This window comes from Shewanella sp. BJSY2023SW005 (assembly GCF_047314585.1).
Lineage (GTDB): Bacteria > Pseudomonadota > Gammaproteobacteria > Enterobacterales > Shewanellaceae > Shewanella > Shewanella algae.
Window position 1 is genome coordinate 242760 of sequence record NZ_JBKORJ010000030.1, and the last position, 20824, is coordinate 263583.

The 20824-nt window shown below is 52.5% G+C and carries 17 protein-coding genes; 7 read left to right on the plus strand and 10 right to left on the minus strand.

From position 1 onward, the window contains the following. Positions 1-56 precede the first annotated feature (56 nt). Positions 57-629, plus strand: a complete 573-nt coding sequence (locus tag ACMHXI_RS10500; RefSeq protein WP_345859072.1) for a hypothetical protein — start codon at positions 57-59, stop codon at positions 627-629. A 196-nt stretch (positions 630-825) separates the two neighbouring features. Here the strand turns inward: ACMHXI_RS10500 and ACMHXI_RS10505 are convergent, their stop codons facing one another. The 3 genes from ACMHXI_RS10505 to ACMHXI_RS10515 form a co-directional block, all read right to left on the minus strand. Next, entirely contained in the window at positions 826-1044 is a 219-nt protein-coding gene (locus tag ACMHXI_RS10505; protein WP_236574436.1) for a hypothetical protein, read from the minus strand. A gap of 164 nt (positions 1045-1208) precedes the next feature. Continuing rightward, a complete protein-coding gene (locus ACMHXI_RS10510; protein WP_413734869.1) occupies positions 1209-3662 on the minus strand; it encodes an ABC transporter permease in 2454 nt (817 codons plus the stop codon). Beyond that, positions 3662-4474, minus strand: a complete 813-nt coding sequence (locus ACMHXI_RS10515; protein WP_413734871.1) for an ABC transporter ATP-binding protein — start codon at positions 4472-4474, stop codon at positions 3662-3664. Before ACMHXI_RS10515 ends, ACMHXI_RS10510 begins: the two co-directional genes overlap by 1 nt. On the opposite strand from ACMHXI_RS10515, the gene ACMHXI_RS10520 reads away from it, so the two are divergent. Beyond that, positions 4413-5087, plus strand: coding sequence for an arylesterase (locus ACMHXI_RS10520; RefSeq protein ID WP_413734873.1), 675 nt, complete (start codon positions 4413-4415; stop codon positions 5085-5087). The genes ACMHXI_RS10515 and ACMHXI_RS10520 overlap by 62 nt on opposite strands. Positions 5088-5150: 63 nt before the next feature. Here the strand turns inward: ACMHXI_RS10520 and ACMHXI_RS10525 are convergent, their stop codons facing one another. Then, entirely contained in the window at positions 5151-5651 is a 501-nt protein-coding gene (locus tag ACMHXI_RS10525) for a GNAT family N-acetyltransferase (protein ID WP_186297164.1), read from the minus strand. Positions 5652-5859: 208 nt separating this feature from the next. On the opposite strand from ACMHXI_RS10525, the gene ACMHXI_RS10530 reads away from it, so the two are divergent. Continuing rightward, positions 5860-6921: a DUF3083 family protein gene (locus ACMHXI_RS10530; protein WP_413734875.1), complete on the plus strand. Its 1062-nt coding sequence runs from the start codon at positions 5860-5862 to the stop codon at positions 6919-6921. A 96-nt stretch (positions 6922-7017) separates the two neighbouring features. Here ACMHXI_RS10530 and ACMHXI_RS10535 read toward each other — a convergent pair whose 3' ends face one another. Continuing rightward, entirely contained in the window at positions 7018-7737 is a 720-nt protein-coding gene (locus ACMHXI_RS10535; protein WP_413734877.1) for a suppressor of fused domain protein, read from the minus strand. Positions 7738-7975: 238 nt separating this feature from the next. Between ACMHXI_RS10535 and ACMHXI_RS10540 the strand changes: the two genes are divergently transcribed. Further along, positions 7976-10618 (plus strand): SO2930 family diheme c-type cytochrome, encoded by a 2643-nt coding sequence (locus tag ACMHXI_RS10540; RefSeq protein ID WP_413734879.1) that lies wholly within the window; start codon positions 7976-7978, stop codon positions 10616-10618. Between the two features lie 73 nt (positions 10619-10691). On the opposite strand, the gene ACMHXI_RS10545 is transcribed toward ACMHXI_RS10540, so the two are convergent. The 3 genes from ACMHXI_RS10545 to ACMHXI_RS10555 all read right to left on the minus strand — a co-directional run bounded on the left by ACMHXI_RS10545 (position 10692) and on the right by ACMHXI_RS10555 (position 15698). After that, complete coding sequence (locus tag ACMHXI_RS10545) at positions 10692-11702, minus strand: AraC family transcriptional regulator (RefSeq protein ID WP_234518400.1); 1011 nt, start codon at positions 11700-11702, stop codon at positions 10692-10694. A gap of 385 nt (positions 11703-12087) precedes the next feature. Then, complete coding sequence (gene sohB, locus ACMHXI_RS10550) at positions 12088-13110, minus strand: protease SohB (RefSeq protein ID WP_413734881.1); 1023 nt, start codon at positions 13108-13110, stop codon at positions 12088-12090. A 119-nt stretch (positions 13111-13229) separates the two neighbouring features. Next, positions 13230-15698 carry a VolA/Pla-1 family phospholipase gene (locus ACMHXI_RS10555; RefSeq protein WP_413734883.1) on the minus strand — a complete coding sequence of 823 codons (2469 nt, stop codon included), beginning with the start codon at positions 15696-15698 and terminating at the stop codon, positions 13230-13232. A gap of 261 nt (positions 15699-15959) precedes the next feature. Between ACMHXI_RS10555 and ACMHXI_RS10560 the strand changes: the two genes are divergently transcribed. Further along, entirely contained in the window at positions 15960-16697 is a 738-nt protein-coding gene (locus tag ACMHXI_RS10560; RefSeq protein ID WP_039033424.1) for a YciK family oxidoreductase, read from the plus strand. A gap of 95 nt (positions 16698-16792) precedes the next feature. After that, positions 16793-17758, plus strand: a complete 966-nt coding sequence (locus tag ACMHXI_RS10565) for a M14 family metallocarboxypeptidase (protein WP_413734885.1) — start codon at positions 16793-16795, stop codon at positions 17756-17758. 351 nt (positions 17759-18109) lie between these two features. Here the strand turns inward: ACMHXI_RS10565 and ACMHXI_RS10570 are convergent, their stop codons facing one another. After that, entirely contained in the window at positions 18110-18646 is a 537-nt protein-coding gene (locus tag ACMHXI_RS10570; protein ID WP_243893885.1) for a TetR/AcrR family transcriptional regulator, read from the minus strand. Positions 18647-19076: 430 nt separating this feature from the next. Then, positions 19077-19553, minus strand: a complete 477-nt coding sequence (locus ACMHXI_RS10575; protein ID WP_413734887.1) for a hypothetical protein — start codon at positions 19551-19553, stop codon at positions 19077-19079. Between the two features lie 148 nt (positions 19554-19701). Between ACMHXI_RS10575 and ACMHXI_RS10580 the strand changes: the two genes are divergently transcribed. Further along, the gene (locus ACMHXI_RS10580; protein WP_109248997.1) at positions 19702-20796 is read left to right on the plus strand and encodes an ISAs1 family transposase; all 1095 of its coding nucleotides are present in this window, start codon (positions 19702-19704) and stop codon (positions 20794-20796) included. Positions 20797-20824: the final 28 nt, after the last annotated feature.

Below are 20824 nucleotides of genomic sequence, written 5' to 3' on the forward strand. Positions count from 1 at the left end.
TCAGCGTCAAGAAGTTAACCGCTGACTGTTACCACTACCCTGAGAGAGATAAAATAATGATTAAATCAATACTTGCTACCGCCGCCGTTGTTACCAGTTCACTGGCTTTTGCCGCCGTCCCTCACATTAAAGTACTGGACACCCAAGTCGCTGCTGTGCCACACATCAAAGTGTTGGAGACTCAAATAGCTGCAGTGCCACATATCAAGGTGCTGGAGACTCAAATTGCTGCTGTACCACACATCAAGGTGCTGGATACTCAAATTGCCGCAGTGCCACATATCAAGGTGCTGGAGACTCAAATTGCTGCTGTACCACACATCAAGGTGCTGAATACTCAAGTTGCCGCAGTACCGCACATCAAGGTGCTGGATACTCAAATTGCCGCAGTACCACACATCAAGGTGCTGAATACTCAAGTTGCCGCAGTACCGCACATCAAGGTGCTGGATACTCAGATTGCCGCAGTGCCACACATCAAGGTGCTGGATACTCAAATTGCTGCGGTGCCACACATCAAGGTGCTGGAGACTCAAATTGCTGCGGTGCCACACATCAAGGTGCTGGAGACTCAAGTCGCAGCAGTGCCACATATCAAAGTCGTTAACTCTGTTGAGAGCATTGCGTAAGGGGTTCCAATATGATCATATCAATCAAGAAGTTATTGGGTCTGACCAAACCAGAGCGTAAACGGGTGAAACTGCCGGAGGGTCTGTGCCACCTGGAAGTGGTTCCTGCCAGAGGTTGGTGGAACTGATGAAACAGCGAAAAAACAAGGGAGCATTTATGCTCCCTTTTGCTGTGATTTGGAATCAATAGAGGATTCTAGAAGGAATGCTTGCTATCGCCGGACCGAGTGGTTTTGCGGTACGCCAATTGCCTATGTGCATTAAATAACAACATGGCAGCGGGTCCCAGCAACAACCCGGCAGCCACCCAACGTTTAACCCCCATCCCCGCCTTGAAGGCTGAATGTCCCAGAGTGTAAGCGGAGACGCCCAGAGTCCCCGCCAAAGCCAAAGCGCCTGCCAGTATCAGTGTCAACTTGCCTCACCTCACTTGTTGCAGCGCATCCCTTCACTGTCCAAAAGAAAGCCGGAATACTACCCCAGCAGCGCTCAAAATAACAGCAAAAGGTCAGTAATTCGCCACCCGAGCCTGGCAAAAAATGGTTCGACAAAAATAGCCTGACAACCAATCCCCCGGCATTACTCAAGCCTTAACAGCTCACCACAGGACTTTTGCAGCAGACTGCGACAACGCCACAGGCCAAGCAGTGCCACCAACAAGGCGCCACTGAGGGGAGCCAACAGCCACCATTGCCAGTGAGGGCTGACTCTGAGTTCAAACACCTGAGTTTTCAAAAGCCAGAGCGCAAACTCCGCCACTGTGACCGCCAGAATGCCCGCCACGGCACCTAGCAGTGCAAACTCCAACGCCGTGGCAAGCTTAAGCAAGCTTCCCGGCGCACCAAAGGTGCGTAGAACCGCCAGTTCTCGTTGGCGACTGGCCATGCCGGCTTCGGTCTGCGCTATCATCACCAGGGCACTGGCCAATACCACCAGCACCAACACCAGCGTCAGTGCCAAAGATACCTGGGCGACTATCTCTTTGAGCTGAGCCACCATGGCCCCCACATCTATGATGGAGACAGTGGGGAAATTACGGATAAGCTCAAGCACAACAGCCTTTTGGCCATCATCCAGATGAAAACTGGCCATGGAGGTATAAGCAAAGGGGGCCAAGGCTTCCTGACTGAAAATCATAAAGAAGTTGGGTTGCAGAGTTTCCCACTGCACAGAACGAATACTGGCCACTTTGACAGTCAGCGTTTGGTTATCGATAACAAAACTCAGGCTGTCTCCGACAGTAATTCCCAAGCGCTCGGCCACCCCGGACTCCACCGACACGTCATCGGTTTGCCGATTAAAATGGCCCTCAAGGATCTCATTGTTGGGCGGCAAGGTATATCGCCAGGTGAGATTCAGTTCCCTTGAAATCCCAAGACGCCCTCTCTGCCCCTGTTCCTGCTCTTCGGCAGTGATCACCTCCTCACCATTGATAGCGCTGAGCCGACCACGGATGACAGGATAGATATCTGTGGCAGCAATCTGGCGCTGAGCCATAAAGTCCGCCAGCGGCTCTACTTCGTCCGGGGCTATGTTAACCAGGAAATAGTTCGGCGCATCCTCAGGCAACTGCTTCTGCCATTCGCTGAGCAAGTCCTGACGCAACGCCATTATGGTCAGCAATAACACCAAGGCGCTGGAAAAGCCCACCAGTTGTACAGCGTTTTGTCTGGCACGGCGCCGAAGGCCCGCCAGTGCCAACGACAAGGGGTTGGTCGTGCGCATGCCAACACTCTGCCCCAGGCGGATTAACAAAAAACCCATCAGGCTGAGCAGCACCCCGAGCAACACCACGCTGGCCACCACGGTCAGGGTCAAAGGCAAAGAGCGCGAGTAGAGCCAGCCGAGTAATCCCATGGCCGCCAAACTCAGCAGCAGATGCAACCACATGCCCAGACGTATTCCTTCTAGCTGGCGTTGCAACACCCTGAGCGGCGGAATAGCCAGCAGCCGCATCAGCGGATAGGCACTGAACATAAAGGCGCTGATAAACCCTGTAGCCAACCCCAAGAGAAGCGGTCTGAGCATAGGCGGAGAATAGGCGGCAATTTCCGCAGGCAAGGCTCGGCTGATGAGATAATCCAGCACCAGGCCACCGAAGATCCCCAAGATCACTCCAAGAAAGGTCACCAGCAGCAGGTGCAGACCGAACAATAAACGGATTTGTCTTGCACTGGCGCCAAAGGTTTTCAACATGGCAACCACATCATAGTGACGCTGGCAATAACGCTGGGCGGCAATGCCGATGGCGGCGCAGGCAAGGGCTATCCCCAGCAAGCTCGCCAGCAGCAAGAATCGCTCCGCCCGCTGCACCGCCCCGGCAATCGGCGAATCGCCGGATTGTACATCAACCCAACGTTGGCTACTGGTCAGCAGTGGCTTGGCGTATTCCTCAAAACGGCTCAGCGCCTGGTTGTCCCCGACAAACTGATAAAGATATGTCACCCGGCTGCCGGGTTGAATGACCCCGGTTGCCGCCACATCATCAAGGCGCATTAACACCAAGGGGGAAGAAGCAAATGGATTGAAACCGGCATCGGGCAGCCTGTCTATCTCCTTGGCCAGCGCCATCTGGGCGTTACCCAGCTCAACACTCTTGGGATACCCCAGCAAGCCCCCAAGACGCATTTCAAACCACAGTTCACCTGGCTGCGGCAAGGCACTGGTTTCTCCTTGACGCAAGACAATTTTGCCCTTGAGCGGATAGGCATTATCAACTGCCCTGACAGTGACCAACTGAAAGGCATCACCGCTGTAAACCATAGAGTTGAACTGCAAACTCTGAGACTGCTTCAGCCCCAACGCGTTGGCCTGCTGCAGTATGCCTGCATCTATGGGGACGGGTGAATTAATGATTCGGTCGGCGGCAATAAACTTGGCCGCCTGGCCATTGATGGCGAGCTGCAATCTGTCACTGACCCGGGCCAGACCGGTGACAGACAACACCGCCAGGGTCAAGGCCAGCACAATCAATACCAACTGCCCTTGCTTGAGTTCGCGGCGAAACAGGCGCCATGCCAGCGTCCATTCCATCAGCGCCCCTCCTCTGCCGTTACCGATGCCGCCGGCACCCGGCTCTCTGTCTTGGCCTCATGCAAACCGGCCTCTTCCGGCAGGGTTTGCTGCCCCTGTTCATACAATCGCCCTTCGTGCATCTCCAACTGGCGCTCACAGCGACTGGCCAATTGCATATCATGGGTCACCAGAATCAAGGTGGTCGAACTCTCGCGATTGAGCTCAAACAGCATGTCGGCAACCCTGTCGGCGTTGTGTTTGTCCAGGTTGCCCGTGGGTTCATCGGCAAACAGCACCTTGGGTTCGCTGATAAAGGCTCTGGCGATAGCAACCCGCTGCTGCTCACCGCCGGAAAGCTGTTTCGGGTAATGATTGAGCCTGTGCCCGAGGCCAACTCGCTCCAGCATGGTTTTGGCTCGCTCTCTGGCATCCTTGATACCCGCAAGTTCAGCCGGCAGCATGACATTTTCCAGGGCGTTGAGGGTATCAACCAACATAAAAGACTGAAAAATAAAGCTGACTTTCTGCTTACGCAGCGCAGCCTTCTGCTCTTCATTCAGCCCGGCCAAGGCACTGCCATCGAGCCAAATCTCACCGGACGAGGGGGTATCCAATGCCGCCAGCAAGCCCAGCAGAGTTGATTTACCTGAGCCTGATGGCCCAAGAATGGCCACACTCTGGCCCGGCTTGACATCCAAATTGATGCCACTCAGGATAGTCAGGTCACCTTCCTGGGTAGTGACAGTTTTTACGAGATGGGAAACCTTAATGGCACTGTTCTTCAAAATTGCTTCCTTATGCTTGCGTCCGCTGGCATTGATACCAGTCATATTCTTGTTCTCTGCGCTGCCCGTCAAGGCCGCTGATATACTGATCCTGGGGGACAGCCTGGGAGCCAGTTACGGCATGGCCGAGAAACAGGGTTGGGTCGAAGGGCTGAGACAAGCCTTACCCGAGCATAACATTGTTAATGCCTCTGTCAGCGGCGAAACCACGGCCGGTGGCCTCAGAAGATTGCCTCAGTTGCTGAAGTCGGTAAAACCCTCGCTGCTGTTGGTGGAGCTTGGCGGCAATGATGGTCTGAGAGGCTTTCCGCCAACGGAGCTGAAAAACAATCTTACAAAAATCATTGCGCTGGCCCGTCAATCCGGCGCCAAGGTGCTGCTTTCCGAAGTCATGGTGCCGCCAAACTACGGCCCCAGATATGCTAACGCCTTCAGCGCCGTTTACAGTGACCTGGCCAAACAGCCCAACGTCACCCTGATGCCCTTCTTTATGACAGAGATAGCGCCCTTCCCCGAGTTGATGCAGGCCGATGGGCTGCACCCGAACGAAAAGGCCCAGCCCAAGATCACCGCCTTTGTGCTGCCCTGGGTTGAATCGGCAATCGAAGCCATCAAAGCCCCTGCCACAGACGCATCTGCGCCGGCAACAGGCGGATAAGGCAATCACCGGACATAATTGCAGCCGGACATAATAGCCGCAGGACGACATAGCTAAAAACGACTAAAGACTGCAGCTGAATACCCTCACCTTGTGCCCCATCAGTTCACTTTCTTCCTGCGGCAGCATACCCAACTTAAGGGCTATCGCTTCCGAGCCCAGGTTGCCATCCATGATCAGGGCTATCAACTCATTCACGGCGCAAATCGCTTTTATTTTGGGCAATGCATGGCTGGCGGCTTCATAACCCAGTCCCTGGCCCCAGTATTCAGGCAGATATCGGTATCCCAACTCAACCTTGCCGAACTCCGGCAGGAACTTGGGGCCGCAAAAACCTATCACCTTGCCATCGGCCTTATGCTCAACAGCCCAGCGACCATAGCCATACTTGCGGTAGTCGGCCAAAATGACCTTTTCAAGCACCTGAGCGGCCTCTTCAATATCCTTCAATGGCTCGCCGGGAATATACCTCAGCACTTCGGGAGTACTGTTCATGGCAAATAAAGCCTGCTGATCACCATCACGGAACTGTCTCAAAATTAATCTGGGGCTTTCGGTAATCAAGATTAACGACTCCTTGTTATTCAGTTTGTTGCCTTAAGGTTGGCTAAAGTTTATTAATGTTTAATAAATCATAACCATAGATTACACTAGGGCGGGCGCGATAAGTCCATACCCGATCGGATTGAAAGTTGTTTTGTCGCAATAAGATTGCAGTGCAACCCGGCTAGTATGCCCATACCGGCCTGATAACATAAAACAAGGAAAGCGTATGTCCCAGCAAAAAGTCTATATTCCCCTGGCCACCCGTACCAGCCAGTACATCATGGCTGAAATACTGATGACAGATGCGCTGCTCAGCCACTATGCCAGTTACGAAAACTGCTACCGCGAGATCAGCAAGTTGGTATTCCAGTTGGCAGAAAAGGAAGATCTGCACAACATTCATGTGATCGCCAATGACAAACTGCCTGTGGTGCGTTTTCACACCGAGGCCTACTGCTTCCAAACCGCCGAACAGATCCTGTTCTTTTACAACCCGACCTACCATGAAGCCCAGAACCTTTTCTTCCAGCCGGACTACAAGGCCCGCAAGTTAAGACTGCTGTTTTTGGCTACAGGTAAAGAAATTCGCGCCAACGCCGCCAATTTCCACAGCCGGGTCAATGCCGTATTGAATGGAGTGTTGGACAACCTGCCGGAGCAGGAATTAAGGGTCAAAGTCCGCGATCACCAGCACATGGCCTACGATCTCTTCGCCCGTGCCAAGGGGGAGAAAAAGACCTATGGCTACAAGCTCAGGGATATTTATCAGCGCTACAAGTCGCGCAAGTGCAAACTGCCGGAAGATCACAGCTCATTGGCCTATGTCACCGTCAGCCTGCCGCTGAGCCGCCGCCTGAAGCAGAGCGTGTTGGAAGAAGAGCATACCGAAGACTTCAGCCCGCTGTACCAGTTCCTTGAGGACAAGTTCCGCAGCGCGGCGGCCGGCAAGCAATTGCACCGCATCGCCATGGTGGCCAACGGCCTGATGCCTTTGGTTCGCAACAGTAAGTTCGAGAAGGTGGAAAGTACTGCCGAAGCCCAGATGATAGGCTTTGATCCTGCGGCAACCGACACTCAGTTTGTCAGCCATTGGGATGGGCGCAATCTGGTAGAATCGGTGCACTTTTTGCTGGTTGCCGGTAAAGAGGACTACACAGAGCCAGGTTATGGCCGCTACATGAACCAGGTGGAAGCAGCCTTGAAAGACTTTGCCGAAGCCATAGGCTTGGATCCGGATCGCCGTGAACTGGTGTTGAGATTCCATCAGCACATCAGTTACAAGCGTTAAGACTCAAAAAAGCCGGGCTAGCCTGCACAATGCAGCTCAGTCCGGCTTTTTACCTTGTTATTATGAGTGTGCTATGAGTGAGTCCCCGGTGCTCGGTTATTTCCGCCCTGTGACCACATTGATTCTGGCAACGTCCACCAGATCGCTCACCTGATACTTGTCGAACAGATCCAACAAGGCATCGCTGCCCTGCTCCAGTTTCAACATCATCTCTTCTTCATAAAGCGGCACCAGGCTATAAAAATTGATGCACTTGTCCTGGTCAATCTCCAGGGTGTGGAACCCCTCATCAACCAGCAGTGACGGCAGAACTATCATGCCGTTTTGACGGGTATTTTCGACAAAGGGTTCGGCAGGATCACCATTGGGTATTGTGTGTCCCCAGCCCAGCCAGCTGTCGTATTTATGCGGAAAGCGCGCCAAAAACTTAAGCTGCCTTACAGGCCAATACCACTTTTCATCGCTGAAGGCTTCCTGACTTATCTGCCAATGCGCCGGCAAGGTGATCATCAGCTCCATAAACCTGGGGATATCCGCCTCTTCGGGGGTACTCATAGGCAAGTCACTCATGCCGGAAGTCACCAGAGTATGGAAAGGTCGCTCGTCTGTCGGTGCCACATAATGCACATCAATATGCACAGTATCCGAGATAACTTCATGAAAGACCCAGGTGACTTCACCAATATGGCGCTCAATATGTTCGCTTATCTGGACGATACACTCTTCACCCATAGGCGACTGCCATTCCTTTTCACCATCCGTGTATCTGAAAATGGGATCACCGGAAAGACTGTATTCTTGTTCATCCTTACTCATGCCAACTCCTTTTGATTCTGACGCATGAGGTTTTATCACTGCCGGCGAACTAAATCCAGAATAAATGATGAAAAACAAACTGTTGTTAAAATAGTGTTTACATATGGCGATAACATCTCAATCTGTTATTTGCCGCTACTTGCATTATTTGGCGCTAATTTGGCCGGATTTCACATTGTCAGTCGGGAAATGAATCGGGATCTTGTTAACGGAATAATAACAATAATCAGGAGAGATTATGTTCAACAAGAAAAACCCCCTGACTTTGGCGTTGCTGGCAGCCGGGTTAACCGTGGGACTCATTGCCTGCTCGGATGACGACAATACGTCTCAAACCACTGAACCGCCGGTCGTGACGCCACCGCCGGTAACCAGCCCCTTCCCCGAAGGCGCCATCATGGTTGAAGCCGGAGACAATTTGACAACCCGAATTCAGGAAGCTCTGATCAACGCCCAGAGTGGCGCTGTAATCGTGTTGCCAAAGGGCCGATTTGAGATAGATGCCACCTTGTTGTTTGACGGCGATGTCGACGGTGACGGCAGCTATGCCAGCAATGTCACTGTCATGGGCTATGGCCGCGATGAAACCATTCTCGACTTTGCCAATGCCAACGCCGGTGACGGTATCTTTGTACAAAATGCCCTCAATATCACCATCAAGGATCTGTCGGTCTATGAAGCCAAAAACAACGGCATCAAGCTGAAAAATACCAATGGCATCATACTGCGCAATGTCTCCGCCGTGTGGGAAGGTGAGCTGGATCAAGGCAATGGCGCCTACGGCCTTTACCCGGTGGAATGCGAGAATATTTTGATTGAAGACAGCTATGTCCGCGGCAGCGCCGATGCCGGTATCTATGTCGGCCAGTCTGAGTACATAGTCGTCAGGCGCAATATCGCCAAGGAAAACGTTGCCGGTATCGAAGTGGAAAACTCGCGTTTTGCCGATGTCTATGACAATGAGGCCATGGGCAATACCGGTGGTATTCTGGTGTTCGACCTTCCCATTGGCAACCACAAGTACGGCTCCAGCGTACGGGTATTCAACAACAAGGTTTATGACAACAATACCCACAACTTCGCCAACGCCTCTGCCAACCCGGCCGGAGTGCATATTGTTCCTCCCGGCACCGGGGTGATCATACTCTCCACCAACGATGTGGAAGTGTTCAACAACCAGATCAGCAACCACGATACCCTGGCGGTCACTGTCTCCAGCTTCTTTATCGCCGAGCCGGATGTATCCGCCTTTGCCGCCAGCTATGCCCAGCCGGGTCAGGCCATTGAAGATGGCTGGCGCGCCACACCGCGCAACATCTATATCCATGACAACCAGATAAGCGGTTTTGCCACCAAGCCCAACGGTTATCTTATCGAGGATATCATCAAGGCCTACATCTACAGCCATGGCCGCTTCCCGGGGATCCTCTACGATGGCCTGGGTGAACTGCTCGCCAACAATGGTACCGGCGCCTATCTCGGATTTGGTGAACTCCCCTTCAACCCTGACGGCAGTGAAAATGTCTGTGCCAGCAACAATGGAGATGTCAGCATTGGCCAGCTCTACGGCAACAGCAATACCGATGTCAGCATTCCCGATGTCATGTATGAAGCCAAGCAGCAGCAACTGTTGCAATGCTCTTTGGTCAGCCTACCTGTGCATACCGTCACTTTCGGCGAACAGATCTTCGGCTGCGGCGTGGATGATGATACCGAAGGTTGTGACGGCGGCGTTCTGGTCGGCGGTGGCGGTACTATAGGAGAAGGTGAAGGCGGCCTTGAAGGCGATGGCGACCTGTCGCTGTGCAGGGCTCAAGGCTCTGGTGTGAACTGGGATGCTCTGATGGGTGCCAATTGCAGCAGCCTGGCACAATACCGCCTGTTTGCCGACGCCTCTATGCCGGCGGCCATGCCAAACAGTGGCGGGATCCCTTACGATCTCAACACGCCGCTGTTTACCGACTATGCCAGTAAGTATCGCTATGTGTTTGTGCCGGAAGGGAAACAAGCCAACTACAGCAGCAATGAGGCCTTTGACTTCCCGGTAGGCACAGTACTGGTGAAAACATTTGCCCTGCCTGCCGATACCGCAACCAGAGGCGTGGACAATGAAACTCTGATTGAAACCCGGTTGTTGATCCACAGAGAGTCGGGCTGGACCGCCCTGCCCTATATCTGGAATGCCGAGCAAACAGATGCCACTTTGGCCAAGGCCGGTGCCATTCACGGCAAGAGCGTGGTGCACAAGGGGCAAACCCTGAACTTTGACTATGTTGTCCCGTCAATGAATCAGTGCAAGCAGTGTCATCAGTTCAAGGCCGACAGCGCCAGTCAGGCGGTGTTTATGCCGATTGGTCCCAAGGCCCGCCATCTGAACCGTGACTACCCCTACCAGGATGGCAGCGCCAACCAACTGCTTCATTGGCAAAGCGCGGGTATTCTCAGCGGCCTGCCAACCCTTACCAGCGTCGACAAGGTACCAGCCTATGTGGATGGTGATGAAGCCACTTTGACTCAGCTCAGTGACAGCGAGCTGATGCAAACTGCCAAGGGCTACCTGGATATCAACTGCGCCCACTGCCACAGACCCGAAGGCAATGCCTCCAATACCGGGCTGAAACTGGAATACCAGCGCAGCTATGATGAAGACAACGGCTTCAGCCACGGCACCTGTAAATCGCCTGTCGCCTATGGCGGCGGCACCCTGGGCTACGATGTGGTACCAGGTAATCCGGCCGAGTCCATCATGCATTTCCGGATGCAGAGCAATGAGCCGGGCGACAGAATGCCCGAAATTGGCCGTAGCCTCAGCCACGATGAAGGAGTCGCGCTGATAAGCGAATGGATTAAACGTTTACCGGCAGCCAGCTGCTCCAACTGAAGCTGGAGCCAAGCAGACTGAAAAACGCTTACCGCAATAAGCAAAAGGCCCGGGTTTGACGACCCGGGCCTTTTTAGTCTTCCTGCCCCAAGCGGCTGAAATAGCCTGGTGGATAACCGAGCCAATGCTTGAAGCTCTGGCGAAAATGACAACTGTCGCTGTATCCCAAACGCTCGGCAATCTCACTCACCGATAGCCGGCCCTCAAGGATCCAGCTCACCGCTCTTTGACACCTTTGCTGATCCACCAGGCGTTGATAGCTGCTGCCGAGGGCCGCCAGCTTGCGCCTCAGGCTGCGACTGCTCATGTGTAACCTGAGTGCCATGGTTTCCAATGGCGGCACAGCGGGAAAGTCGCCATCCAGCTCGGCAATAATCTTTTCAATCAGCGAGCTCTGCTGCTGACAGTTTTGGCTGTGATCGGAAAAATGACTCAGATCCACAGCCAGCGCCAGGTAGGATTTATCGAGGCGCCATTCATTGAAGTCACTCTGAAACTCCAGCTGTTTGGTCAGTTTTGCCAATCCCTCAGACGGCATCAAAGTGCCGGTAACACAGATACAGTTAAAGCTGACCTCTTGACCGGTTAACTCCCGCGCCAAACTCAGCAGCGCACCTATGCTGTGAAGAAATTCGCCGCGATAGATTAACGACTCGGCCCGGCCGGTATTGAGCCAGCGCAGGCGGATTTCCCGCTCATCTTCCAGCAGCAACAGATCGGCAAAACTGCCCACCCACTTGGGATGGTTGAGCACAAAATCCAGGCATTCACCGAGATCCCGACAATCCCCAAGCAAAGGCAACAGAAAGCCCAAGTCGGTTACCTGGGTATTGAGACCAGCCAGCAGGCTGATATCCTCACGTCGACTACGCTGCATGAGAAACGCTATGGTGGCGCTGAGCTGCCAGACCCGCACCAATTGGCACTCCTTGAGTTCATTGATACCCGTGCCTATGTGCCGGCATATCTCTTCGGCAGCCTCGGCTCCCAATTGTGACTGAATAAAACGAATAAGGTTGGCCAGTTCAAAAGCCGGGTACGCCTGATCCCCAACCATCATGTTGGCTCGGTATTTGATCTGCATAGTTATTGTTATCTTTTTGTTAATCCCCCAAGGCTGTTTTAACGTATCCAGCCAGAGAATTAAAGGCGTACTGCATAAAAAGGCCTAAATACCTCTGTTTATGAATTTTAAAAGCATTAATGTCGGTGTTTTATGCAAAATAGCGTCAATTAGCTGCTCGAATTGGTCTGCGCTTGCGGTCGTTTTCTCAAACTCATCCGGAGACAGAAGCAGCCAAGGTATTAAGCACATTAGGAATGCATTCGGCCGAGGTAATCCTGTGGCTGAATGGTTTTGGTAGCGACTTGAGTGACGATAACGCCGGCACGGCTTTGCCGGAAGAATAGTGGCATAAAAAACCCCGGCGTGCCGGGGTTAGATTAGCGAATGGATTAAACAGCAGGAGTTACATTGGCCGATTCATCTCGGCCAACTTGTTGTAGCAGGCGTTGAGCATCAAAGAAGCGCTGTGGGCCAACTTGTCGGCCAGTTTCTTGCGCAGCTGATATTTTACCTTGATCACAGTGCGATCCGCGGCCAACTTCAGCAAAAGATCATCACTGGTGCCGACTTCATCTATAAGCCCCAGCTCTATGGCCTGCTGACCATACCAATGTTCACCGGTTGCCACCTTGTCCAGCTCCAGTTGCGGCCGATAACGCCCGACAAAGTCTTTGAACAGCTGATGGGTTTCTTCCAGTTCCTGTTGGAACTTGGCTCTACCCTCATCTGTGTTCTCACCGAACAGCGTCAGGGTGCGCTTGAAATCACCGGCGGTATGCTGCTCATAATCAATGTCATGCTTCTTCAGCAACTTGTTAAAGTTCGGCAATTGGGCAACAACACCTATGGAGCCTATGATAGCAAACGGCGCGGCAATAATGCGGTCGGCGACGCAGGCCATCATATAACCGCCACTGGCAGCCACCTTATCGACACATATGGTCAGCGGCAGCCCGGCATTGCGGATCCTGTCCAGTTGGCTGGCCGCCAGGCCATAACCATGAACCATGCCGCCACCACTCTCAACGCTGGCGACTACCTCATCACCTTCCTCGGCGATTGCCAGAATGGCACTGATCTCTTCCCGCAGTGACGCCACTTCGGCCGCTTCTATGCCACCTTTGAACTCGACGACATACACCTTGGGATCTTTGGCTTCCCCGGCATCAAGTGCCTTGTCGTGAGCCTTTTGCTCGGCCTTGAGCTGTTTCTCATAGGCCTTGAACGCCTTTTTGCCCAAAAGCTCTGCCTTGAGGTGATGCTTGAGCGATTTAAGCTCATCGCTGAGATGAGTCAGTTTCAGCTCGCCCCTGTCACTCTTTTGTTTTACCGCCGATGCCACCACAATTACCACTATGGCACCCACTGCCACCACCAAAGTGATCGCCTTGGCCAGAAATAATCCGTACTCGTATAAAAATTCCACTACAGGGTTCCTTTCACCGCGAGAAAGCACACAAAATCGCGCTATTCTAGCAGCCCTTGCATAGATAAAAAAACCCGGCATTTCGCCGGGTTTGTTACAAAAAACATATGAGTAACCGCTTAGCCACCGCAGCTTTGCAGAACGGACGAGTCGGTCACCAAAATGCTGGCACCATCTTTACCGGCAGAAGAGGCAAAAATAGACACCTGAGACTGCATTTCTGCCGTCGCCTGAGCCGCCATGCCATCGGTCACGCCCGGTACTTCGGATGGGTCGATGAGTGAGCTGTGATGCCCCTTGGCAAAGCGCACAGCGCCGCCACCGGCACTGGTCTGATCGACGCAGTTAAGCCCCAGAGTCGCAATCAAAGGCTCAGTGCCGGACAGCGGGAAGCCCGCGACAGTACCAGGCAGAACCTGATCGCCCTTGTTACCTGCACCATCACCGACGATTTCCACCAGATGCACCGGCAAACCCGTGGCCTTGAGCATGGCAGTCTGGTTGATAGGATCGGCTGACTCTATCCCGGTCTGCACCGCAAAGGCGAAGGTAGGGATAAATTCGGCGTATACCTCCTGAACCAAGGCCTCATATTCGGCCGAACCCGGCTGATATCCTTGTTTATTGGCCGCGTCCACCAAGGCCTTGAAGGTATCGGAAGCCGTCACATTGGCAAACAACAGAGGTGCGAAGGTGGCTGAACCGGCGAAAGAACCCGCCAGGCCGCCGCTCGGCGCCACCAAAGATGCGCCCTTGATGCCATAGTAGTTGGGCAAGGCTGTGCCGGATGCAGGGTCTTTCAAACCTGTGCTGGCATAGGTCGCGAAGTTGGTGCCGACAATGGCTCCAAGGCTAAGCCCCTGAGCGGTTATCTGGTTATTGTCAAACACCTGAGGCGCGCCCATTTCGGCCAGTTGCGCCGACATACCTGTTATCGCGGCTCTAAGCGCCAGATGATCCATGGTCGCCTGACGGAAGTTATCCCGTACCGACAGCGTGCTTTCTATGTTGACAAATACCAGCGGATTGCCATTTTGGAAGGCATCCGGCTTGCCGACAACATTGCCATAGGCAGCACCTGAGGCCGACACTTCATAGATGCCGTCACCATTGGCATCAAATGAACGGGCACCGTGCAGCGGCATATCTATGGCCACTGTAGCCACACCGGCAGCGGCATAACTACCGGCATAGGCCAGCGACATCTCTTTGCCGCCACCCAGACCATGCAGCGCTATCGTGGTAGGCCAGCCACTGGTTGGTGGCGTGAAAGGCAAGCCCTGGCTGGCATAAAATGCCGCAAGCTTAGTGGCGTTGGGCATGGAGATCAGCACAGGCACAGTTTCGTAGTTGCGAATCGCCGGAATGGGATTAAAGCGGGTCAGGTGCTTGGTGGCATCGGCCGCACTGTCATCATCCAGTTTCCACGCTTTGCCGGCCAACAAGGAAGGATTGGCCAGTGCAGCGGCGGGATCTATGTTGTAAGCCATCGCCTGGGCGGCAAAGTTCTCCTGGCTCAGAGTACCGGCCTGCAGCGCCAGCAACACAGATACCGGGCTGTCGCCCTGGGCCTGCCAATAGCCGTTAATGCCGTCACAGCTTGCCGATGAACAAGTGCCGTAAACCGGTACTTCAATGGCCGCAGTGTAGACATCGGCCAAATCCGCCAATACATAGGCTACGCCGTCAGCAGGGGTAAGCCCAGCTGCCATCGCCACTGTATAGCCGGCTGGAGTCGGAGTTTGCAACCACTTGGGCGCATAGGGTGAGCCGGGTTGCAGCATCAGCAGCTTGGTGGTTTCATAAACATCGGCCACCGACTGGGTGGTAAACAGGCCTGAATAGGTAATGCTTTCCTTGTCGACGCCATGAGCCGCCGCCATGCCCTTTTCATAACTGTTTACCAGAGTTTGCAGCATCAATTGATCGGCGGTTTCCAGCGGCGCTGTGTCGATATCCAGTTTCAACAGGCCATAGGTGTAGGAAGGCGCTATCGGGCGCTCGGCCGAATCCATGATGAGTTTAGTGGTGGCATAGATATAAGACTGAGCTGGCTTAAGTGGTTTCAGTGGAACAATGACAATCTTGTTGCCGGACGCTTGAGTGATAAAGTCTTCCCCCCAAACCAGCTCTTCACCCACTTCACAGGCAGAAACCGAAGGCTTGGTCTGGCACTCGGCTTTGGAAGAAAGCGGGCCGCCGCTGACGGCTTCAAACATTCTCACCGCTCCAGGCTGGGCCACGGAAGATGCCAGCAGGCTCAGGGTATTGCCGCTGTTATCTTTGGAAGGTTCAATATCTATGGTTATCGGTTGCGTGGTTGACCAGCCATCCAGCGCGCCCAGCGCCAGCTGCGGATTGGTATAGTCACCGGAGGCTTCTCCGGGAATATTCAAGGTACCGTCTGTGGTGCCGTTGAGCAGTAGGTCGTTTGGCAAGGGAACTTCAGCTTTGGCAGGATCAAACACCAAATGGGACTCAGGGATGAGCGGCTCTGTCTTATCCTTAAGTTCGTTATAGCTGTCTTCACCACATGCTGTCAGTCCAAGTGCAGATGCGATTGCAACACCCAAAATGAGTCTTTTCATCTTTTTTCCCCAAATCTTGTTGTAATAATTTTGTTTTCCCCAAGAAATTGGTCACAATACCCCAGACACTGTGACCAGAGGAGCTGAAATCAGTCCTCAGCTCGTCTCAAGTTAACGTAAAAATATTGAGTTAGCTACATTTTTGTCACAGTTGCACGCAACGAAAAGTAACAATGAACAGTCATTTGTTTTAAACAGATGTATACCGCTGTAGTGAGTCGAGTATTGGCGGGCTTTAGCGCGAAGAGGAAACAACTCCCCATGTTGGAATATCAAGCAGCAAAAGATCTTCTCAAGGGCAAAACTATTCTGGTAACCGGTGCCGGCGACGGCATTGGCAAAACCGCAGCCAAGACCTATGCCGCCCATGGCGCCACAGTGATCCTGCTGGGCAAAACGGTCAAGAAGCTAGAAGCCGTTTACGATGAAATTGAAGCCGCCGGTGGCCCGACTCCAGCGATTGTGCCTCTGGATCTCAAGGGCGCCAGCGAACAAAACTACCGCGACATGGCCGAAACCATAGAGCAGCAATTCGGCAAGCTCGATGGCCTGCTGCATAATGCCAGCCTGTTGGGCGCTTTGGGGCCATTTGAACATATTGATATTCAGTCACTGGAAGATCTGCTCAAGGTCAATGTGGTGGCGGAAGTCATGATGACCAAGGCACTGTTGCCTGTGATGCGCAAGGCCGAGCACGCCTCAATTATTTTTACCTCCAGCAGTGTTGGCCGTAAGGGCCGCGCTTACTGGGGCCCATATGCCTTCTCCAAGTTTGCTACCGAAGGCATGATGCAGGTGCTGGCTCATGAATGTGAAGGCACTCAGGTGCGCGCCAACAGTATCAATCCGGGAGCAACCCGCACCGGCATGCGCGCCAAGGCTTATCCGGCAGAGAACCCTCTGGATCTCAAGACGCCAGAGCAGATAATGCCCGTTTATCTGTATCTGATGGGCGACGACAGCCTGCAGGAAAACGGTCAGGCCTTTAACGCCCAGTAACATTTTCCTCAAGAATAAACGCAGTCCAATGGGCTGCGTTTTGCTATTCATACGCCATTCATACACGTTTTATAAAAGAAATAAGGAGGCAATCCATGAGTCAAGAATACCCTATAGGCACTCCAGGTACTCCCTGGGGGGATGCCGAAAAATCCGCCTGGCGCGCCACCCAAAACATCAAACGCAGCTACCATGAACAGGTGCTCGACAAAATCGATGCCCTCAAGACAGCTTTTGAATGCCGTCAGTACGGCGCCTTAAGTTATGACCCGGAACGTTATCCCCTGCTTGCCCTGCAGAGTAAATCGCCACAGGCAGATAAGCCCTGGGTATTGGTCACAGGCGGGATCCACGGTTATGAAACCAGTGGCGTTCAAGGTGCGCTGCAGTTTCTTGAGCAGGAAGCCGAACGTTATCAAGCGGATTTCAACCTCCTGGTCGTCCCCTGTGTCAGCCCTTGGGGGTACGAAGTCATCAACCGTTGGAATCCTTTGGCTATCGATCCCAACCGCTCCTTCTTTGAACCCAGCCCGGCAGAAGAGTCTGCCGCATTGATGGCTCTGGTTGCTAGCCACGGCGCCCCTTTCCTGGCTCATATCGATCTGCATGAAACCACAGACACGGATGAAACCGAGTTTCGCCCGGCGCTGGCGGCCCGCGATGGCAAAATCATAGCTCCCGGCGAGATCCCGGACGGTTTTTATGTGGTAGATGATGAAGCCATGCCGCAACCTGAATTCCAACGAGCCATTATCGAAGCGGTCGCCAAAGTGACCCATATCGCTCCGGCCGACAAAGACGGCAATATCATCGGCTCTCCTGTGGTCGACCACGGCGTTATCCGTTATCCGCTCAAGCAGCTTGGTCTATGTGCCTCGGTTACCAATGCCCCATACACCTGCACCACAGAAGTCTACCCGGACAGCCCGCAAGCAAGCGATGAACAGTGCAATGCCGCCCAGGTCGCCGCGGTTTGTGGCGCGCTGGATTATCTAAGGAAGGTGCGAATAAGTCCTCGTGGCACTCTGGCTTGCACAGCAATTGGCGTTCAAGGCATCTGACTGAAGGCATGCCGGGGCCTGTCGAAGTCGGATAACGCAGAGAGCCGGTTGCTGTGAAAGCCCCGAAGGGTGTGGCTTACAGGCCTGCCTGCTGTGTTGTGCTTCTTGCAAAGGACTAGGGCCATTTGCTGCGAACCACGCCTTGCATCCAGGCCCGTAAGCCGACGCAGAGCACACATGGGACTTGTTCGTACCTTCCCTAAAGCTAACCCGGAATTAAGTTTTCAGGATTGAAGCTGGAGCCTTGAAACTTAAGTCTTGAGGCTCAAATAACTAGACCCGGCACTAAGCTTTGTGCCCCAGTGCCGGGTCTTAATTAACTTATTTTCCTCGCCTTTTGGCGATGTGACCTCACAGCAACGCCAGTTTGGCACTAAGACGCTTCACCATGGTATCCGCATCGGGATTCGGCGCATTCAACCCTTCAACCAAGGTCATAAAATAGCAATCCATCATAATGGTTGCCCTCACTGCATCATAATGAGGCACACAGGTAAACAGCAGCTCTTTGAACTGGCGGATCTGCTCATCAAAGAAAGCTCCTTGCCAAATTAAGCCTTGCAGCAAGGTTTTACTGAACTCCACATGCTGCAAATAGAATCCGTATAAATGCCTGGCATAATGCTGCATCTTCAACTTAGGTTGCTCAAAGTCATCGCTGCTCTGCGCCTCGCTGATAACTCCGGCGATAAGCTCCAACATCAACGCCTTCAACAACTCTTCTTTATTGCTGAAGTGGCTAAACAAGGTGCCATTGGCAATCCCTGCTGCTTTGGCAATATCGCGGGTCGATGTCGCTTCAAAACCTTGCTCGATAAACAGCTCCCATGCGCATTGGCAGATGCGCTCGCGGGTTTGGCGTTTTTTAGGGGTCATATTTGCAGTCAAAAGTGAACCTTTTACTTGTAGTTGAGCGCGCTCAATAAATATAATGAGCGCGCTCAATTTTATTTATACCAAGGTAAATCACATGAAATCAGTCGTTAAGATTCTAACACTCGCAGTAGGCTATGTCTTATACATCCCCTTTATCTGCTTCTATTCGTATATCTTGGGGCCGATACTGAAAGCCGTCCTGATACCCGGTGGACTAGTGCTTATTGCGTTCATGATGGGCCCCAAGGCGGCATGGCAGGAGTGGAATAGTGCCAGGCAGCCGCAAAACAGCCCCCAGTCAAAGCAGGAGTGATGCCGCTCATCGCGAGTCAGCAAACAACAAGCCCCGGCAAAATCAAGAAGTAAGTCAGTCTTTCAACTTTCACTCTTCTGATACTGGGGCCGGTGTAGGTTATAGTGCATATAACGGAGACAAATTATTTTAGGGGAGGTTTACACAGTCGGAAACTTTGACAAAATTAAGTGTATCGACCTTGAGTTCTTTAAAAACCTTAACAATCTTCTCGTGAACAATGACATGAGGAAAGTCAGAGTATTCAGGCATAAATACCAAACGTTCATTTTCGGGTATAGTTTGCATCTTTTGCTTGCAGAGAGAGTATCGTTTTATTGCATACTCGTCTTCACCTGGCTTGTAGTTGTTAATCAAGCACTCTTCAAGGTTCAAAACATCCATATACTCAAAAATATTGAATACCCAAAAGCCTTCATGATAATTTTGCTCGTCGTCGACAATCACAGCGGGGTATAACTGAAAAAACTCATTGTCTACCTCACCAAGCTCCCGTTTGATCTCGTCATCAATAATAGGGTAGTTAATTGCCATATGCGCTTTTTTAATTGGTCGCTTAACCCCTTTTGCAAGGTCCTCATCCCGATAGCCATTTTTAAAAAACATAGGGGCACCGGCCGTTAGTTTCGTGAACTCATAATGTCTCATGGCAGAACGCATTTCTGGGCTAAGGTCAGGGCGGGATCCCACTTTAAATTGAACTTTTACGGTTGGTCATGATCTGATCTGCCTTGCCCTTAATCCACAGATGACCATGACCCTTTTGAAACAACTAGAACAGATTACCGATCCCCGTAAGGACATCAATCTAAAGCATAATTTAGTGGATGTGGTGTTCCTGACACTCAGTGCTATCCTCAGCGGTGCGACTGGGTGGAAGTCCATTCAGGAATTCGGAGAAGAACAGCTAGATTGGCTCCGTCTGTACCGAAAATTTGAAAATGGCATCCCTAAAAGGCATTGTATCAGTAATATAATCAAAGCATTGGACAGCGAACTGCTCCTTCAAGCCATATTTGGCTGGATCAATGAGCAACGGCAAACGGAAGGGAAAACCGTTATCGCGCTGGATGGAAAAACCCTGCGCGGGGCGTGGAGTGAGGATGCTAAGAATGCACTCCATGTTGTCAGCGCATTTGATGTCGGCAACGGCATTACACTTTACCAAGACAGTTCACATTCTAAAGGGAAAGAAGCTGAAGTCGCCCGCAACATGATTGATGCTATGGCACTGGATAATGCCGTTCTGACGCTGGATGCACTGCATTGTCAGGTGTCTACCATGAACAAAATTAAACAGGGGAACGGTGATTTCATTATTCAGCTCAAGTCGAACCAGCCGGGATTATTTGAAGCAGTCAAAACCAGCTTCAGTAAAGCGTATGAGCAGCCAGAACTGGCTATATTTGAGCAGTTCAACATGGGTCATGGCCGCAGGGAGCGCCGAACAGTCATGCAGATAGAAGCAGAATTATCAGCGGAACTTAAGAAAAAGTGGCCGCACATCACCTCATTTATCGAAGTTGCCAGTGAACGGACAGTCGATGGAATAACATCATGTTCTTCACGCTGGTATGTCAGTTCCTTACCGCTCAATGCCGAAGAGGCCGCGAGGACTATTCGAGAGCATTGGGGGGTAGAAAATCAGCTCCATTGGGTGCTGGATGTGGTCTTCCGCGAAGATGCGCTGAAGGTAACGGATCCTGATGGCGCAAAGCATCTCGCCCTATTTAACCGAGCGGCTCTGAGTGCGATAAGGCAGCACCAAGGCAAAAAAGACAGTCTGGCAGGTAAGCGCCGCCGTGCTGGTTGGAGTCCTACATTTCGCTCAGAGTTGTTATTTGGTTAAGATATAAGCAAAGTGGAATCCCGCCCTG

Coding starts and splice junctions, on each gene's coding strand:
- ACMHXI_RS10500 (WP_345859072.1), top strand. CDS start 57: ATGATTAAATCAATACTTGCTACCGCCGCCGTTGTTACCAGTTCACTG.
- ACMHXI_RS10510 (WP_413734869.1), bottom strand. CDS start 3,662: ATGGAATGGACGCTGGCATGGCGCCTGTTTCGCCGCGAACTCAAGCAA.
- ACMHXI_RS10520 (WP_413734873.1), top strand. CDS start 4,413: ATGGCACTGTTCTTCAAAATTGCTTCCTTATGCTTGCGTCCGCTGGCA.
- ACMHXI_RS10515 (WP_413734871.1), bottom strand. CDS start 4,474: ATGACTGGTATCAATGCCAGCGGACGCAAGCATAAGGAAGCAATTTTG.
- ACMHXI_RS10530 (WP_413734875.1), top strand. CDS start 5,860: ATGTCCCAGCAAAAAGTCTATATTCCCCTGGCCACCCGTACCAGCCAG.
- ACMHXI_RS10535 (WP_413734877.1), bottom strand. CDS start 7,737: ATGAGTAAGGATGAACAAGAATACAGTCTTTCCGGTGATCCCATTTTC.
- ACMHXI_RS10540 (WP_413734879.1), top strand. CDS start 7,976: ATGTTCAACAAGAAAAACCCCCTGACTTTGGCGTTGCTGGCAGCCGGG.
- ACMHXI_RS10545 (WP_234518400.1), bottom strand. CDS start 11,702: ATGCAGATCAAATACCGAGCCAACATGATGGTTGGGGATCAGGCGTAC.
- ACMHXI_RS10555 (WP_413734883.1), bottom strand. CDS start 15,698: ATGAAAAGACTCATTTTGGGTGTTGCAATCGCATCTGCACTTGGACTG.
- ACMHXI_RS10560 (WP_039033424.1), top strand. CDS start 15,960: ATGTTGGAATATCAAGCAGCAAAAGATCTTCTCAAGGGCAAAACTATT.
- ACMHXI_RS10565 (WP_413734885.1), top strand. CDS start 16,793: ATGAGTCAAGAATACCCTATAGGCACTCCAGGTACTCCCTGGGGGGAT.
- ACMHXI_RS10575 (WP_413734887.1), bottom strand. CDS start 19,553: ATGTTTTTTAAAAATGGCTATCGGGATGAGGACCTTGCAAAAGGGGTT.
- ACMHXI_RS10580 (WP_109248997.1), top strand. CDS start 19,702: ATGACCCTTTTGAAACAACTAGAACAGATTACCGATCCCCGTAAGGAC.